The sequence below is a fragment of the Brevibacillus centrosporus genome (assembly GCF_003710815.1).
Lineage (GTDB): Bacteria > Bacillota > Bacilli > Brevibacillales > Brevibacillaceae > Brevibacillus > Brevibacillus centrosporus.
Map to the genome: position 1 here is coordinate 13,261 of NZ_RHHP01000021.1, position 16,872 is coordinate 30,132.

Sequence of the window (16,872 nt, forward strand, 5' to 3'; positions counted from 1 at the left end):
TGTAATAAAAGAGGAACCGATTTTTTTATAACACCGCTGGGTCCCGATAATGTGTTTTATGTAAAGCTTAACATTTCGACAGAAACAATCAACAAGATGCACAAGAGGCAACCATCAACTTGACATTTGTGTAATTTTTTGTAATAAATTGGTATATTCTAGCAATTAGGGGGGTTACTCTTGAAATTCGGAAAATTGTTTCTAGTATTCGCTATGTTATTGTCTTTTGCTTCATTTCTTCCTCATGATTCATTCGCTGCGACTACAAAATATTGTGACGATCAACAAAACGATAATGATTGTTCTGCTAAACCAGAATATTCTTCGTATTGGACTAAATTAGGTCCGGCTTCAAACTATTGGAGAGCAGGTTATACAACTGGTTACGCTATGTTTAATAGCAGTAGTAACATTTCGAAATCCAATTATGCTTGGGTTTTTTTAAAAATGGATTCCCCTGGTAACTACTATCCAGCCGTATGGCTCAATAGTTCAAAATTCGTTGACCTTGTTTACTATGAATGGAATGGAAATCAAACAGTTCTAGACCAAGAATATGCAACTGCAGGATGGAACTATCTGGAGGATTTGTCGTCTTATACAAATACAGGTACGTATTTAAGCATGGATCGTTCTAGTTACTATGGAGGCATGGGAGCAGACGGAGCGCAATTACAGAAAGAATTTTAATCAAGGGAGGACACATTAAAGATGAAAAAGGTTACTGCGATCGCAGCTACTGTTTTAACTGTAGCTGCTGCAACAACTTTCCTTTTCTATGGCACTATGGATTCAAATGCTAAACCGAAGAACACCAGCATCAAGGCTCAGCTTAAAACTGATAATCTGGATGATAACCAATTGATTAAAAGTAAAATGTTAAACGCAATTCATCTTTATAAAGATGTTCAGGGGAGTTTTAAGCATGTGACTCCGAACAGAAATATCCTAGTGGAATTTCAGGTTCAGGAAGGTGAAAACCCCTATAGTTACGTAAAAGTAAAAGATAAGAAAAACGAAGTAACCAAAGAAATATTGTCCGATGAAGAGACAATTTTAACCCTTTATCCTCAAGAGAGTGCTTACAAAGAAATCAAGAAATCAGCGATGAAACCTGAAAAAGTAAATCAATTTGCAAGCCCAAGCGATAAAGTGAAAGATGGAAAAACAATTAAGAAATTAAGACCAGATCCTGCTTCAACATTCGATGCTCAAATTGTTACTTATCCTCAACAAATAGCTTTTTGGTTGGATGACAATGAGCAAAACTATGAAGTCACTGGTAATGAGTCCTTTTTAGACCGTGAAGCAACTGTTATTGAAGGTAAACTCTTGGATGACCTTTCCCAAAAGTTCAGAGCTGAAAACTTCAAAATGTGGGTAGATACCGAAACCGGTGTACTACTCAAGTTGATAACAACTACAGAAAATGGTGAAGAAACAAGCCTTATTGAAGTACAAGAAATTGAGTTTGACAAAGGTATCAAGAAGAAAAAGGACGTCAGCGGTAATAAAAGTTACAAAAAGCTATAAAAGGGGTCCCGCCAACATTTTAACGAAAATATACGCTAAGCCCTCAATTATGTGCGGCTTGGCGTTTTTTCTTACTCTAAGCTGGTCCGGGACTGTCACCCGGACCCTTTCATTCAATGTCCTGTTCTTTAAGCGGACGCAATGAATTAAGAGAAGTATTCTGCCTTAAATTGAACTTGTATTCTCCTAAGAAATTGATATGCTCCCATCCAAGTGGTGAAATATGCTTTAGTAGATCTTCCTGAAGCTTACCTTGCTTTTTGCGATGTTCTGATGCTTGCTGGAGATAGACGGTATTCCAAACGCTAATAGCATTAATGATGATGTTCAATGCGCTGGCTCGCTGGAGCTGATCCTGTAGAGCGCGTTCTCGCAGTTCTCCATGTTTGCCGAAAAAGATCGCCCTGGCCAATGCATTCATGGCTTCCCCTTTGTTCAATCCCCGATGGATTCTTCGCCGTAGCGCTTCACTTGAAAGATAATCCAGGATGAAGATTGTTTTTTCGATTCTACCCATTTCCCGGAGTGCGGTAGCCAAGCTATTTTGTCTTGCATAGGAGCCGATTTTCCCCATAATGAGTGATGCCGAAACCGTTCCTTCCCGGATGGAGTGAGCCAGTCGGAGAACATCGTCATAGTTTTCCTGAATGATTTTTGTGTTGATCTGACCTCGCAGCAGCTTCTCCAGTTTAGGGAAGTCGGCAGGCTTCCCAATTGTGTACAGTTTGGAGTCAGCCAAGTCGCGTAAGCGCGGTGCAAAGCGAAATCCGAGCAAATGTGTTAAACCAAAGACTTGATCGGTGTAACCGGCTGTATCGGTATAATGCTCCTCAATGGTCAGATCCGTTTCATGATGCAGCAATCCATCAATGACATGTACGGCATCCCGAGCGTTCGTATTGATGACTTTCGTGTAGAACGTAGAAAATTGATCGCTCACGAACCGATAAATCGTAGCGCCTTTCCCGGTACCGTAGTGAGGATTCGAATCTGCATGAAGCGCCGAAACACCGATCTGGACGCGCATTCCATCGGATGATGAGGTGGTACCGTCTCCCCAGTATGAGGGCAGCGCCAGCTTATGATGGAAATTAACAAGAACGGCCTGCGCTTTATTCATCGCGTCTTCGTAAAGCCGCCATTGCGCTGCATTAGCCATCTGCCGATATGAAATGCTCGGCGTGGCTTCAGCCATTTTCGTAAGTCCAATGTTCGTTCCCATTGCCATAATGGTAGCCATAATAATTGTCGTTTCTTCCTCGTTCGGAGTGCGGTTACTGGAGGCGTGAATAAACTGTTCATGAAAATTCGTCCAGTTGGCTACTTCCATGAGCAGATCCGTTAGTTTGATTCGTGGAAGAAGCTCGTAAAGGGAAAGACTGAAATTCCGAGATTCGTCCGGAACATCTTTCTCCAATCTTTCAATGTGCAATTTCCCGTTCTCCAAATTCACGCCGTCCAGTTCGTCGATATGTTCGGAAACCCAGTGTAATCTTTGAAGAAGCGATTCAGTCCGTTCTTCAAGATAATTTTTTGCCGAAAGGCTGACGGCAAGCTTTGTAGCATTTGGATCGATGCCATTCCAGTCTTCTTTCGGCACAAGATATTCCTCGAAATCTTTATGCTGACGGCTCCCGACAATGGAAACGTCACCAGAACGAACGTAATTGCGCAGTTCTGTCAGAACGGCCATTTCGTAATAATGCCGGTTGATCGTTCCGTCATCATCGTAGACGTGCTTTTGCCAACGGTTTGAAACGAAATTTAGCGGTGCGCCTTCCGGAACTTTTCGCTTCCCGGTTTCATTCATATCCCGGATGATATCAACCGCCTTCATTAACGGTTCCGCCGACTTAGTTGAGTGAAATTCCAACGATTTTAACAGCGTTGGCGTATACTTCCGGAGCGCATAGAATTTCTTTTCCAATAAGTCTAAATAGTCATAATCTGGCCGCGCCAGCCACTTGGCTTCCTCCACGGATTCGATGAGCTGATCCCACGGCATAACGGCTTCAAGCGCAACAAATGGGTCAACACCTTCACTACGAGCTTTGATCAGAGCCGCCCCAAGATCGGCAAAGTGAACAACCTTTTCGTTGATCGATTTACCGTTTTGCTTTTGAAGTTCTTCTTGGGCTTTTCTCCCTTTCGAGAGCAGTATCATGATCTGCCGGTCATGAATCTCGAAAGCCAGGTCTGTCAAATCCTGAATCAGCTCCAGTAGGTACGCTACTAAAATCGCGTACTTTTTTGGATCATCAAAGCGACGGAAGGAGTGAGGTTCATAGCGTGAACCAATTTTAGAAAGTTGCCGCAGCCGGTTCGGATGAATGCCTCTTGTATCGACTTGTAGCTGCAAGTCACGTATGTATTCGAGTTTTTCAATAACCTTCAAAAAAGAATCCGGAGAGCTGGTACCGGGAATTTCCCTTAACCATGCCAAGTAGGTTTTGCTGCTTTCCGGCATTGTGGTCAAGATTCGATCCAGCTTAGCAATCTGTATTTCTGTAAGCGAGCTACTGAGCAGCCTGAATATTTTTTCTTCTGTTCGTTTGCGAGTCTCCCAAACTGCTCTTTCAATCGTGGCCATTGAAGGCAGTATGATTTTACGCTTGCGTAACTCTTCGAGTCGAGTTGAATCAAGTGTAGAGGATTACCGTTCGCCATTGCATGGTTAAAAAGATGCTTGCACAGGGAACGATACTCACTCAAGGTAAACGTCTGGAAGCCATATTCCTTCCTGATTTCCTCCAAATGCTCGTATTTCGTGGCTTCTCGTTCGCCGTAAGATGCAAAAGACTCCACATCGGCGTTGATTTGTTTAGCGATATAACAAAGGACTTGAATTGGTACTTCTTTTACGTCAGAGAGCGTCCAGCCGAGATAGCGAAGCACGCACAGCTGCACGGCAAAGCCGAGTCGATTATAATCTCTTCGCCGCTGCTGAATGATTTCAAGGTCATGCTGGGTAAATGTGAAATAGGTGCCCAATTCCCATTCGCCGAGATTAGGCGGTATTTGCAAATATTGCAGCCGTTCCTCCGGAGTTAGCAATTCCCTTACTCTCGCGTACATCGTTCTCATCCCCTCATTGCCATGCTATTTTTTCGACTTCAGATTGCAGATCCGCGCGAGTCGCCTTGACGTAAATCATCGTTGTATCCAGACTATCGTGTCCCATAATTTGCGCCAAGCGGTGCAATGGCGTGTTCTCTGCCATCACGTACCCGAACCGGTGCCGTAGATCGTGTGCGCTCAGTCCTTCGAGCCGCGCCACTTTCATGTATTTTTGAATCAAATGGCGTAAAGCTCGTTCGGTTAATCGATCGCCAGTTTTCTCCGAAGGAAACAGATAAGGACTATCCGGAGGAAGAACTGTCAGATATTTTTCCAAAGCAGATCTGCACGTTGCGTTCAAAGGTACTTCACGCTGTTTATTTCGTTTTCCGGACCGCACCGTAAGTTGACCGCTGCGTTTTCCGATTTGAATATCGCCGGGAGTCAAGTCGCAAACCTCCATCGTTCTGATGCCGGTATGAAGCATGACAATAAGGATCGTCTGATCCCGGAGAGAGCCGCTATGCTCGGCCGCAGCAATCAATGCAGCTTCTTCCTTGTCAGTCATCTGCCGAGGGCTTACCTTTTCTTCCGGAACCAATTTGACCGGCTTTGAAGGATCACGGCGAATCCTGGATTCCGAAGTGGCCCACTCAAAAAAACGTTTCAGAGTTATAAGTCGCCGGTTAATGGTCGCCGGTTTTAATTCCATCACTTTTTGCGCGGCTTCCCGGTATCGTGTTAATGTTGGAGTAGCCACATCTTCGATTCGAAATATAACTTCTTCCTCTTGGTGGTCGGCTGTTTCAAACCAACCAATAAAATGTTTCAGGTCGCTTGCGTATTCCTTTAGCGTTTTGGGATTCAAATCTTCGCGGGTGGTGAGAGCGTGAATGAAGTCATGAATAGTCTGCTCACCCTGTTCCGAAATCCCGGTCGTCTCTCTCATTAGCAAAGCCTCCAAATCTTGACTTACATTAGCGGACATGGTATTCTTATCTTAACTGATACATTAGCGGACATCAAGTGTGCGATCTGAAAATGCATAACGACCGCTAATCTTAATTAGCGGACATTGCTTGGAGGAGGGTTTTCATGGCCATTAGCAAACGTGAATTAATAAAGTTAATTGAACTTCTTCCAGACGAGGCTAACCAATCAGCATTTGACTATCTGAAATACCTTTCTATACGCCACCGACCAGACTGGGACGAGATTGCATTGATGGAACCAGATGATGTTCCTTTGAGCGAAGAAGAAGAACGACAATTGAAAGGCAGCGCCGAATTTATGTCATGGGAGGAAGCGATGAGTGAGCTCAACTTACCAACTGACATTAAGCCGTGATGCTGTAAAGTTTGTTGTAAAACAGGAAAGAGTAATACAAGAACGCATTAGAAAAGCGTTATCTGGACTAGCTATTCGTCCGCCAGTAGGCGATATAAAACCACTCAAGGGAAGAGGTAAGCTTATGCGCCTTCGAGTGGGTACATATAGGGTGAGTCAACCATACGGAACAAATGATTTACATATTGACTATCGATAATCGCGGTGATGTCTATTGATCAATATGATCTGAGAAAAAACGAAGCCAGTTAACCTTAGAGTAGAGAAAGCGACTTTTTCACAATTATGTGCTTAGCGTATAATATTGTTAAAATGTTAGCTGAACCCCAAGTAGTACGGAAATGTTTTCAATTCGACTCACCAACTGGGAAGGAACTACATAAATTGTTGTGGAGCAATCACCTTTGAGCTCTACAGCAGAAATTCCCCCAGTAATTTTTGGGGGGTTATTTATTTAGTAGTTCTCCAAACTAAAAAAGCAAGGAATGTGGATTCCTTGCTAAGTCACCTTTGTGTTTCGAGCTATGCAGTTATACATTATACGCAGCTAGCCGAGTTTTGGTGAAGGGTTTAAAGTGTTTCCAGTTCAATCATTCGTTTTATTAACAATTCAATCTTTTTGAAAATGGCCAATCGGGTATCCCAATCTAAACTCATGTCAAAAGTTTGGAATACGAATTGCTCCCTCATCTTCTCCAGGGAATTTATATCGTTGATGGATCGGAGCTCTTTGAGAAAATTCTTCATAACTCAAACACTCCTTTAACATTTTCATACATCATAGTCATTAGTTCGGCTAAACGAAACGCTTACATTAGCACATTCATTTTCATAATGGAATAAATAATAAATACACCTAATCGTTGTCGAAATGTGATATGCTGCAGCGTCTCAGATCATTTAGATTTGGGGTGGGAAGGTAAAGCACAACCTGAGAGATCAGGTGCAGTAACTATCGATGTTGGCAAAAAGCAATCCTGATCCCCAATTATTAATGCCGGTAATCCTTAGCGTACAGGATATACCGGCTTTTTTTGGTCCAACGGAGCTTAGCGTACAAAATCCGCGTTTTGTTGGTGGTACCCCTTAATCCAGGAATACAAAGAGAAAAACGATACATTGACCGGTCTCGTAAACGATTTTCGTTAAGGATACGAGGAAAGTAAATCCTATAAGGATCAAGTTGACCGGTTAACGCAGCAAATCGCCAAGCTCCAAGAGGAACTGAACAAAGAAAAAGAAACGATTCAAAGTATGGATGAGATCCAGAAGGAAGTCCTTCGTCAGGCCGAGGGACGCTATAAAGCTGAACTCGAGCGCACTGTCGAAAAGAAAGAGAGCTATTACATCTCCGAACCGAGTTCCAGGACAAACTCCAAAAATCAAACGAGGAATCGACGGCAAAAATTCAATCGTTGTATGAACGCATTGAACAGCTTCGCAAGGAACATGAGCAGGAATTGAAGAAACAATCCGAGGCGTATGAGAAGCAGATCGATCAAATCAAGAAACAGAAGTAACAAAAATGCCGGTATCCTTAGCGTACAGGATACCGGCATTTTTTCGGTCGATTAGGGCTTAGCGTATATTTTCGTTAAAATGTTGGCGGGACCCCTAAAAATTGTGAGCAATCCGTTGTTTAGGCGGATTGCTCAATTTATTGGTAGCCTAGTATCTTATTTTGAATCAAGCTAAAGGGGGGCCTATAATCTATTTTATGTAAACAAGCGTCCGGATGTCCAAATTCGAGCGTTTTTCGCCGTTTTCAGCGATTAGCACAAAACCAGCAACCATCATTTGTCCATGAGTGGTGGACAAAACCGGCTTTCAGGCTAAATTTTACGATCTCACTGTAGCTCCAGATTTCTCCTCTTTGCGTAAGTTGAAAGTCTGGCCATGCAACCGGCCTAGTTGATCACACAAGATGCAATGACGTGCATGCCGTAATGATACTCCTCCAGTTCATCCGTCTGAACCTTCTCTAGGGTCTCCGTGAGCGTAATAGTCTGAGGCTCGATCACCTCGTAGCGATCTCCAAGCAACGTCAACAGATACAACCAACCTGCCTCGTCTCTCCAAAGCGCACTAGTCAACACTTTAATTTGCATAAACAATCTCGCACCCTTTCTGGAATCAAAGATCAAAACATGATTAGCTCCCCCCAATTAAATGTAAAAGTTAAGGGAAGCCGGGACCAGGATCGGATAGTTGCCGCTGGACAGAAGCAGGCAAGCGATCCACGCTATAGCCGCGCTCGACAAGTTCAACCAGAGCAGAGGACATAGCAAGACGGACATAAGCGGTCAAGTGAGCGATACGAGAAAACGAATCAGCCCTCGCTCAAAGGAATCGGAGCGGGGGCTTCCTTTTGGTTTCGCGAGCACCGTTCTATCGTGGATCACAGGCTCATATACTGCATGGTGGTGCAAGCAATCCAAAAGGAGGACGAGCGGATGGAAGAGCATCTGGCCCGTTATTACGAGCTGAAAGAGATGCAGAAGCAGGTGGAGGAAGAACTAGGCAACTTGCGCAGCAAGCTGATGGAAAGCTGCAAAAACACGGATTCGTTGGAAGAAGGCGCCTATAAACTGACTATATCCTATCAGGACCGTCGGGATTATAGCGATGAGCGGTTGTTCAATTCTTTACCTGACCCATCCCTTTGGCGCTTAATGTCGAGAGCCGACAGCGGGAAAATCAACAGCTTGCTGAAGCTGGGCGTCATTCACGAAGGGGTGCTTGCGGGTACGTATGAGCTGAAAAAGGTGCCGGTGCTGCGAGTGCAAAAGCGCTGATTGCATGCCACGAAAGGAAAAAGACAAAAAAGAAAACCTGTTGGACTTTGGGTCAACAGGTTTTTTGGCGTTATCGCAGCTGCATGGAGAAGTGCTTTGGGCAGCTTCCGTATGCGGCGGATGAAAACGCGTTTTTTATCCCATATGCTTTTTGTACATCCACAGTTGACCGCTTTTGATGACGCGAGCCATTTGTCCCACGAGCGAAACTTTCCCCATGCTTGCAAAGCCTTCTTTTTTCCCGAGGGAACCGAGGAAGCCCTTGTGTTTGAGCGCAGGGAGAGAAGCCGGATACTCTTCACCCTTGATGTCTTTTTTCAGCATCAGGGCGATCTGTTCGCCTTGCAATTCAGCTGTCTGAGCGCTCGGTGCGATGATGGTGCTCGCACAGTCGCCCACTACATACACATTTGGATGGGATGGAATTTGATGATACTGATTCAATTTGGCGCGTCCAATGTTGTCTGTTTCGATCGGGAGTGAGCGCACGATTCGGTTTGCTTGGATACCAGCGGTCCATACGATGACGTCGCTCTCGACTGGTTGGTTGTGGTTGTAAACAACGCCAGGCTCGACGCCAGTCACGCTGGCCATGGAGACGAGCTGTACCTCATGCTCGATGAACCATTGGGAAGCATATTCCTGCAGCTTTTTCGGGAATGGACTGAGAATGCTTTGTCCACGGTCGATGATACGTACATTCAGGTCAGGACGGCTTTCGCGCAGCTCTGCCGCCATTTCAACACCGCTCAATCCTCCACCTACGACAGTAACCGTACCATATGGATTGACGTTATTAATCGCGGAATAAGTGCTGCGTGTTGCTCCCATGGATTGAATGGAGCACGTATACTGTTCTGCACCAGGGATATCGTGGTAACGGTCCTCACAGCCCAAACCAATTACGAGCCAGTCGTAGGAAATGGTGTCCCCGTTAGTAAAATTCACTACCTGCTCGTCCATATCCAAGTCGGATATTTCCCCATATTTGATCGTCAGGCGAGGATCATTGGGAAAAGTGACGCGCAAGTGAGATTCCGGTGTTGTCCCTGCAGCCAGAGCGTAGTACTCTGTCTTTAGACCGTGGAAAGGCATACGGTCCACGAGGGTAATAAACACGTCATCTGGTAAATCAGGGGACAGGACTCGCTCGATAATACGAAGACCCCCGTATCCTCCACCAAGGATCACAAGTCGTTTCATAGAAGGTCTAGTCCTTTCTTCTGTCCGTTTTAATACAGCACCCATTCTATTTTTAGTCTCTTTCGCTAAAAATGCAAGCAGAATCTTTTTCCCGTTTTCTCCGCTGGATTTTTACAGCAGACGCGGTACAATAAAGGACGTGACGATGTCGATTGATTGTATCGGTAGGTGAAGTAAGATGAAGCCTTTAGTAGAATTTTGTGCCAGCAACGTTTCTTCCTATACCCAATCCGTTCTGGATGCACTCGAGAACGATCCTGATCTGGATGTAGATGTTTTGGAATACGGCTGTCTGGGTTATTGCGGAGAGTGCTATATGTTGCCCTTTGCCCTTGTCAATGGAAAACTTGTGCAGGCCGAAACAGCAGATGAACTTTTGACCAAGATAAAGAACAAGATACGCGAGGATGAAGAAGACTTTCCTTATTAAGATGTCTTAATAGAAAGAAGCTGATGCCGCAGAATCGAGCATCAGCTTCTTTATTTTCATCCGATTAGTGTTCTTTGACGACGTTGTAGAAGGTATCGCGTTCCAGTGCGCGTTTGCCAGCACCTTTTACCAGCCAGACCAGCTCATCAACAGTCAGGGCTTGTTGTGTCAGTGCACCTGCAGCGTGGCTGATGCGCTCTTCAACGAGGGTACCGTGTACGTCGGACATCCCCATGGTGAGAGACAGCTGGGTCAGCTGCGTACCGATGTTGATGAAGTACGCTTTGATGTGCGGGAAGTTATCCAGCATCAAACGGCTGATCGCCATCGTTTTCAGGTCGTCAATCGCAGAGTTGCGGCGTTTGATGCCCGCGCTTGCTTTGATCGGCTGTACAGCGAGTGGGATAAATACCATGAATCCGTTGGTTTCGTCCTGCAGCTCGCGCAGACGCAGCATGTGAATGACGCGCTCCTCCAAAGTCTCGATAGAGCCATAGAGCATGGTAGAGTGTGTTTTCAGTCCAAGCTGGTGAGCCGTCCGGTGAACCTGCAGGTACATGTCGGTGCTCGCTTTTTCTGGGCTCATTTTCATACGATAGCGTTCAGTCAGGATCTCAGCACCGCCGCCAGTCAAGCTTTCCAGACCAGCGTTCATCAGCTCTTTCAAAACGCCTTCGATGGACAGGCCGGATATGCGGGAGAAGAACTCGATTTCAGCGCCTGTATACGATTTGAGCGTAACATTCGGGTACGCTTTTTTCAGCGTGCGCAGCGTGTCGATGTAGTATTCGAAAGGCATGTGCTGATTGTGCCCACCTACGATGTGGAACTCACGAATGCCTGGGTGGAAGCGTGTTTCGACGTAGTGCAGGAGCTCCTCCGTATTCATGGTGTACGCGCCGTCTTGATCCTTGTCGCGGCGGAAACCACAGAATTTGCAGTGCGCTTCACAGACGTTAGTCGGATTAATGTACATATTTTGTACAAAATACACATTGTCGCCATTCTTACGTTGATTCACCAGATTGGCAAGCTGTCCAATCGTCAGCAAATCGTGGGAATTGAAGAGGGTAACACCGTCTTCCAAGGTAAGGCGTTCGCCATGCTGTACTTTTTCAGCGATGCCTGCGAGCGATTTGTCTTGGATGGCAATGGTTTCAAGCGCCATTCCAAACACGTCCTTTCATGATTCGTAATATGGGAATTTTAAAGAGGTTCGTCCAGCTTCTCCCAATCTTGTACGTTCATGGGGAAGAGAGAAATCTCTGATGTAGGAGGATGTCTAACCCTTTGTAGCAGTAGGCGAGCCATCCGCTTCGAGTGTTGCATATCGGACAACAAGGCATCTATATTATAAACCTCTTGAAGAGAGGGAACAATAACATAAGTTCACCAAGTGTTGGCTGTAAAAATCTAACAATTATCGGCAAAATATTGCCCCGAAATAGGAGATAGTGGGAAATTTTGTTTGCGAATTCCTAGGTAATCTTGTAAAATATAGGTAGATAGCCTGATCTACTATTAGGAGGAGCTTCAAATGCGGGACGTTTTGCTCGAAAAAATCGAACTCCTTCGACAGCGTATGGTAAGTATGGGGTTAGAGTTTGGGTTGGATCATCCAGAAGTCCTAGAATACAGTATACAAATTGATCAACTACACAACGAACTGAACCAAATAGATCATAGTCTGTCTAAGGTAGGCACAAGTAAAAAACCGTATCGATTTTATCTTCTGGAAAACAAAGCATTTTTCGCATAAGAAGGGGAAACCCTTCTTTTCTTCATTAATAAGTGGGTTTCTCAGAATGGGCTCTCGAAGTGCAGGGGAACCTTGTAGAGGAAGCTCCTTTTTATGTATACTATAGATACGCAAGAATATTGCCATTGCCTGTAGAAGGAGGAAAGAGGCATGATTACATTGACAGAGCAAGCCAGCCTGAAGGTAAAAGAAATGCTGGCAGCAGAAAATAACCCGGATCTGTTCCTACGCGTGGGAGTCAGACCAGGTGGTTGCAGTGGCTTCACCTACGGCATGGGCTGGGATCAGGAAATGAAAGAAGGCGACGAGACCTTCGAGCAGCACGGCGTGAAAATTGTTGTCGATAAAGACAGCTATCTATACATTAAAGGCACCGAAATTGACTACAAGGAATCCATGATGGGCGGCGGTTTTTCCATCGTGAATCCGAATGCGGTGGCTTCCTGTGGCTGTGGGTCGTCCTTCAAGACGGCACTGGCCGAAGGAAAAGCGGAGAAGTGCGACGACTAAGGAAATAACGAAGTATAATCAAACCTTTGTGGCTTACATCAGCTGCAAAGGTTTTTTCTTTTGGAGGTTAATTTCCATCTCTTGTATCTGTCTGTCGTGTTTCCACGTATTTACATCTGGCTGGATCTGGGACGGCCGCCCGGATGGCGAATACGCATCAAGGAGTGAAAGACTGTGGAAGCACAGCAGTTACAAATACATAGAGGGTTGCGTTGGCTGTGGCTTGGTTCCATGGCAATCGGTGTTCTCAGTGACTACCTGTTCTATGGAAAGGCGTTTGGCATCTCCTATCCATTGTTTGTGTTTGGGTTGTACGCCTTGTTTTTTTTGCAAGCTAAACAGCAAAGCCAATTGACCTTTTCTCGAGATCAGCTGTTTGCATGGCTGCTCACAGTACCAATCGTTCTTCTCGCGCTGACTTTTTTCTATACGACAATACGCTATTCCGACTATTGAATTTCCTGGCTGTCCCATTTTTGTTCGTGGCGCAAACGATGCTGCTCCTCAAACGGCACAGACAGAGCTGGTACTCACTGGGCTTTGCAGGTGAGATGATGGAGACCGTGCTGCTGTATACCCTCAAGTACACCATGATTCCCTTTGCCTTTCTCCGCCACTGGCTTAAAAGCCGGATGGACCGAAGGAAATACGGAATAGCAGTGAAGATACTGGCTGGAATCGGCATCTCGCTTCCCATTCTACTAGTCGTTCTCACACTACTCACACAGGCAGACGGTGTTTTCGGACACCTTCTAGCAAAAATACCGAGCCTCTTGTTTGACTGGGATTCTGCAGAGGCGTTATACCGCCTGTTCAGGATTGGTCTGGTCGCCCTTCTGATTTTTGGTTACTTCTATGCCGTCATTGGTCCAAAGCCGCAAGAAGTAGCCGACAAGCTACTGGAGAGATCGGAAGAAAAAAGGATTGCGTGGGACGGGGTTATCCTCGTCACGATCCTGACGATCATCAACTTCATTCTGCTGGTCAGCTTCATGCATCTCGTATCGAGAGCGCAGCCCGTTATCTATAAATTCGTGCAGGCCATGCTTAGCCTGTTGACTATCTGTACGAGCTTTATGCTGTTTTCGGCTTACTTCCGGTTGTCGCTTTATGAAGAGGCCTATGGTTACACGCAGACGCGATTTTTGGCGCATGCCTTCATGATCTTTATGTTTGTGCTGTTCGTGATCGCTTTCCTGAAAATCTGGCGAAACGATTTTTCGTTGCTCAAATATTACGGGATCGCGGGAATTGCTGCATATGTCGTACTGAATTACATCCAGGTAGATGCGGTGATAGCCCAAAACAACATCCAACGCTACTACGAGACAGGGAGAATCGATGTCGCGTATTTGATGGAGCTGTCCGATGACGCGATTCCGCTCATCGCCACACTGCGAGAGGATAAAGGGATAGGGGATAGAATCCAGCACTACCTTCAGGAAAAGAGGGACCATTTGCAGAAAGAGCGCAGCTGGCAGTCCTTTACAATCGCCAGATATGTCGCGAAAACGCATTTGCAGAAGGAATAGAGAGGACATTCCAGATGCATACGCGAATAGGACAAGGATGGCGAGCATAAAAGGAAAGAGCAGCATGATCTCTCCCCAACCATCAAGCAATAGAAGGGAGCAGGACTACCGATATGACTGGAGCTGCCATCGTGCTTCTTCTCAGTATTGCGGCAGGGGGGATGGTGTTTGTTTACCATACCCTGTATGTCCAGACGACGCCTGTCCATCTCTCTCATCCACGTATGCCACCATCCATTTTTATTCACATTACTGACCTGCACGGGCGTACCCGCTTTCTGAATGGTACCTTGCATCGCTTGGTCAATCGCTGGCGGCCCGACATGATTTTCGTCACCGGAGACTTGACGCAAAACCGCGATCAGCTCGCGAACGTGATGAGGGAAATCGCAAAGCTTGTGGCGAAGGATGGAATTTTCTTCGTTCCAGGCAATTACGAGCGTGAAGAGATGCGTGGGTTTCAAAAGAGGAATTACACCGGAGCGGATTACGCGGCCAGCAAAAAGCAATGGCAGACGTGCATGAAGGTCTTGGAAAATCAGGATAGCATCGTGAGAATCGGAGACACGCGGATGCGGATATATGGCTTCGATAACTCAACCTACGGCTTTGAGCAATACCATACAGAAGTCTCGGATGAGCACGCGGATTGCACGGTGCTGCTCGCTCATTCTCCCAGCATTATTTCGTATATTCGGGCGAATGGCGTCCAAGGGGATTTGCTGCTCACAGGGCACACGCATGGGGGGCAAATCAGACTGCTCGGGAAAACGCTGGGGCCGTACAGGCACTTTCATGTTGGGATCAAGAAGGATGATCGGGTCGGATTGTTTGCGATTAGCCGAGGGCTGGGCACGTCCCGCATTCCTTTGCGTTTCTGCTGCTTTCCGGAAATCATGGTGTATTTGATCAATCATCCGCCCCGCAAAAAATAGCCCTCCTCGCTGCCGTAAATAGCTTCGAAGGCGTTCTTCTTTTTGGATGGGGAACTAGATCAAAATTTGGTGAGGAGGCTACTGCCTGTGGTGGAACGCTATGATGCCAATGAAGGAGCCGAGCGCGAACAAGGCGCGAATCGAGAAACCTTCTCTGGCTCTGACTGCCTAATAACGGTCACCAGGCGACCGACTATGAACAAAATTTGAAGCGATAACGATATGGATAGGCATTCCAATTTCTGGTATTATAAAATCTACTACATAAGGCATGGACTACACTAAGCTAACTTTTTTCCAATTTGAAGAAAAATAAAAAAGGATGGTATAAAGAATGGACTATGAAATACAAGTAGCAACCTTGGAAGATAAAGAAACACTCCGCAATCTGTTGCAATTCTACATCTATGATTTTTCAGAATTTATGGATTTGCACTTTGAAGAAAATGGTAAGTATGGTGATTATCCAATAGATGAATATTGGACAACAGACCCCAATTATCCGTATTTAATTCGGTTAAATGGAAAGATTGTTGGGGTTGCCTTGGTCAAATTGAAAAATAGGAACAGTGATGTTTATTTTTCAATTGCTGAATTTTTTATTGCTAAAAAGTATCGCAGGGTAGGATTAGGGAAACTGGTTGCTAAAGATATTTTTGATTTGCATAAGGGGCAATGGGAAGTTTATCAAATTGATAACAATAAGCCTGCTCAACACTTTTGGAAAAAGGTAATAGAGGAATATACAGACGGAAAATTTACCGAACGAATAGAAGAAGGAAGAAGAACGCAAGTATTCGCAAGTCATGACGCAAGTTTATAAAAAGTGATTGTCGGGAGTGGCCAAAACAGGGCTGATTTTTGTACTCGCGGCAATTTTAGGTTGATTTTTTGGGCACGAATTCTGTACAAGAAGCAGGAAAAATTGCGAGGCAGACCTAAAAAATCTATCAGATTCAGCTGGGCAGCGAGGGGTAAAAAGAGGAGAAGGAAGTGGGAAGAGAAGTTAGCCAATTCGTCACGATTCAGTCACGATTCGGTCACAGACTCCCAGATTTTGGACGACTTTCTTTCAGTAAAATGGAAGTGTAGAACAAGAAGAAAGAAGGGGTCATGATGACGAAGAAGTGGGGATTGCTAGTTTCCGCTGTTGCCTTTTCAGCGATGCTGTTGACAGCTTGTGGCGGCGAGAGCAAGGATCAGGCGGCGAGCGGTACACCAAGCGCTGCGGCTCCAGCTGCGACGACAGGTACGGCGATCAATATTGAAGCGAGCAACTGGAAATTCAATCAGGATACATTTGAAGTGAAAGCGGGAGAGGAATTCACCGTGAACTTCAAGTCTGCTGAAGGCTTCCACGGGATCGGCATCGAAGGCACAGATTTTGAGCTTCAAAAAGAAGGCAGCAAGACACTGAAAATCGATAAAGCTGGCGAGTACACCATTTTCTGCAACGTGATTTGCGGTCCAGACCATGGCAAAATGGTAGCCAAACTTGTCGTAAAATAAACCAGCCCACCAAACACTTTGGCCTGCTTCGCGGGTCAGAGTGTTTTCTCATTTTCCACAGGGGCATACTATCTTGCGTACCATTCAAACATCAGGAGGTGTCGCAAGAGAGATGGCAAAGCACAACAACAAGCGACCGACAGAGGCATCAGCAGGCTCCCGCAGCACGCCGCCGAAAACGGGAGAAAATACGGGCCACAACCTGCGCAAGGAAAACAAGTAGCAGGGGAAAAAAAGAAAAGCGCGGAACCAAGATCATCTC

18 protein-coding genes and 1 pseudogene are annotated in these 16,872 nt (G+C 45.6%); 14 read left to right on the plus strand and 5 right to left on the minus strand.

The window, feature by feature from the left end; all coding sequences use genetic code 11:
* Positions 1-180: 180 nt before the first annotated feature.
* Together EDM55_RS17550 and EDM55_RS17555 are read left to right on the plus strand one after the other, a co-directional pair.
* A complete protein-coding gene (locus EDM55_RS17550; RefSeq protein WP_122960917.1) occupies positions 181-690 on the plus strand; it encodes a hypothetical protein in 510 nt (169 codons plus the stop codon).
* 21 nt (positions 691-711) lie between these two features.
* Complete coding sequence (locus tag EDM55_RS17555; protein ID WP_122960918.1) at positions 712-1,533, plus strand: LolA-like protein; 822 nt, start codon at positions 712-714, stop codon at positions 1,531-1,533.
* A gap of 109 nt (positions 1,534-1,642) precedes the next feature.
* Here the strand turns inward: EDM55_RS17555 and EDM55_RS17560 are convergent.
* Positions 1,643-4,608 (minus strand): annotated as a pseudogene (locus EDM55_RS17560) (Tn3 family transposase).
* A 13-nt stretch (positions 4,609-4,621) separates the two neighbouring features.
* A complete protein-coding gene (locus tag EDM55_RS17565) occupies positions 4,622-5,539 on the minus strand; it encodes a tyrosine-type recombinase/integrase (RefSeq protein WP_071977829.1) in 918 nt (305 codons plus the stop codon).
* A gap of 146 nt (positions 5,540-5,685) precedes the next feature.
* Between EDM55_RS17565 and EDM55_RS17570 the strand changes: the two genes are divergently transcribed.
* Positions 5,686-5,937, plus strand: a complete 252-nt coding sequence (locus EDM55_RS17570; RefSeq protein WP_122960919.1) for a hypothetical protein — start codon at positions 5,686-5,688, stop codon at positions 5,935-5,937.
* 1,907 nt (positions 5,938-7,844) lie between these two features.
* Here EDM55_RS17570 and EDM55_RS17585 read toward each other — a convergent pair.
* Positions 7,845-8,045 carry a hypothetical protein gene (locus EDM55_RS17585; RefSeq protein ID WP_141295703.1) on the minus strand — a complete coding sequence of 67 codons (201 nt, stop codon included), beginning with the start codon at positions 8,043-8,045 and terminating at the stop codon, positions 7,845-7,847.
* A 345-nt stretch (positions 8,046-8,390) separates the two neighbouring features.
* Here EDM55_RS17585 and EDM55_RS17590 point away from each other — a divergent pair, with 345 nt between their 5' ends.
* Positions 8,391-8,732, plus strand: a complete 342-nt coding sequence (locus EDM55_RS17590) for a hypothetical protein (protein WP_092272970.1) — start codon at positions 8,391-8,393, stop codon at positions 8,730-8,732.
* A gap of 135 nt (positions 8,733-8,867) precedes the next feature.
* Here EDM55_RS17590 and EDM55_RS17595 read toward each other — a convergent pair whose 3' ends face one another.
* Positions 8,868-9,935, minus strand: coding sequence for an NAD(P)/FAD-dependent oxidoreductase (locus EDM55_RS17595; RefSeq protein ID WP_092272967.1), 1,068 nt, complete (start codon positions 9,933-9,935; stop codon positions 8,868-8,870).
* 178 nt (positions 9,936-10,113) lie between these two features.
* Between EDM55_RS17595 and EDM55_RS17600 the strand changes: the two genes are divergently transcribed.
* Positions 10,114-10,365 carry a DUF1450 domain-containing protein gene (locus tag EDM55_RS17600; RefSeq protein ID WP_092272964.1) on the plus strand — a complete coding sequence of 84 codons (252 nt, stop codon included), beginning with the start codon at positions 10,114-10,116 and terminating at the stop codon, positions 10,363-10,365.
* A gap of 64 nt (positions 10,366-10,429) precedes the next feature.
* Here EDM55_RS17600 and mqnE read toward each other — a convergent pair whose 3' ends face one another.
* On the minus strand, positions 10,430-11,533 hold the full coding sequence (gene mqnE / locus EDM55_RS17605; protein WP_092272961.1) for an aminofutalosine synthase MqnE: 1,104 nt from the start codon (positions 11,531-11,533) through the stop codon (positions 10,430-10,432).
* A 369-nt stretch (positions 11,534-11,902) separates the two neighbouring features.
* Between mqnE and EDM55_RS17610 the strand changes: the two genes are divergently transcribed.
* From EDM55_RS17610 to EDM55_RS30335, 9 genes are all read left to right on the plus strand, one after another.
* Positions 11,903-12,124, plus strand: coding sequence for an aspartyl-phosphate phosphatase Spo0E family protein (locus tag EDM55_RS17610; protein WP_092272958.1), 222 nt, complete (start codon positions 11,903-11,905; stop codon positions 12,122-12,124).
* A 150-nt stretch (positions 12,125-12,274) separates the two neighbouring features.
* Positions 12,275-12,634 (plus strand): iron-sulfur cluster insertion protein ErpA, encoded by a 360-nt coding sequence (erpA, locus tag EDM55_RS17615; RefSeq protein ID WP_092272955.1) that lies wholly within the window; start codon positions 12,275-12,277, stop codon positions 12,632-12,634.
* A 174-nt stretch (positions 12,635-12,808) separates the two neighbouring features.
* Positions 12,809-13,090 (plus strand): hypothetical protein, encoded by a 282-nt coding sequence (locus EDM55_RS31060; protein WP_246071029.1) that lies wholly within the window; start codon positions 12,809-12,811, stop codon positions 13,088-13,090.
* A 20-nt stretch (positions 13,091-13,110) separates the two neighbouring features.
* Positions 13,111-14,166 carry a DUF4153 domain-containing protein gene (locus EDM55_RS17620; protein ID WP_307723944.1) on the plus strand — a complete coding sequence of 352 codons (1,056 nt, stop codon included), beginning with the start codon at positions 13,111-13,113 and terminating at the stop codon, positions 14,164-14,166.
* A gap of 113 nt (positions 14,167-14,279) precedes the next feature.
* On the plus strand, positions 14,280-15,101 hold the full coding sequence (locus EDM55_RS17625) for a metallophosphoesterase (protein ID WP_122960921.1): 822 nt from the start codon (positions 14,280-14,282) through the stop codon (positions 15,099-15,101).
* Positions 15,102-15,188: 87 nt separating this feature from the next.
* Complete coding sequence (locus EDM55_RS31065; protein ID WP_259676092.1) at positions 15,189-15,311, plus strand: hypothetical protein; 123 nt, start codon at positions 15,189-15,191, stop codon at positions 15,309-15,311.
* Positions 15,312-15,435: 124 nt separating this feature from the next.
* Positions 15,436-15,924, plus strand: a complete 489-nt coding sequence (locus tag EDM55_RS17630; protein WP_122960922.1) for a GNAT family N-acetyltransferase — start codon at positions 15,436-15,438, stop codon at positions 15,922-15,924.
* Between the two features lie 290 nt (positions 15,925-16,214).
* Positions 16,215-16,610, plus strand: coding sequence for a cupredoxin domain-containing protein (locus EDM55_RS17635; RefSeq protein ID WP_259676093.1), 396 nt, complete (start codon positions 16,215-16,217; stop codon positions 16,608-16,610).
* A gap of 73 nt (positions 16,611-16,683) precedes the next feature.
* A complete protein-coding gene (locus tag EDM55_RS30335; RefSeq protein WP_170184440.1) occupies positions 16,684-16,833 on the plus strand; it encodes a hypothetical protein in 150 nt (49 codons plus the stop codon).
* Positions 16,834-16,872 lie beyond the last annotated feature (39 nt).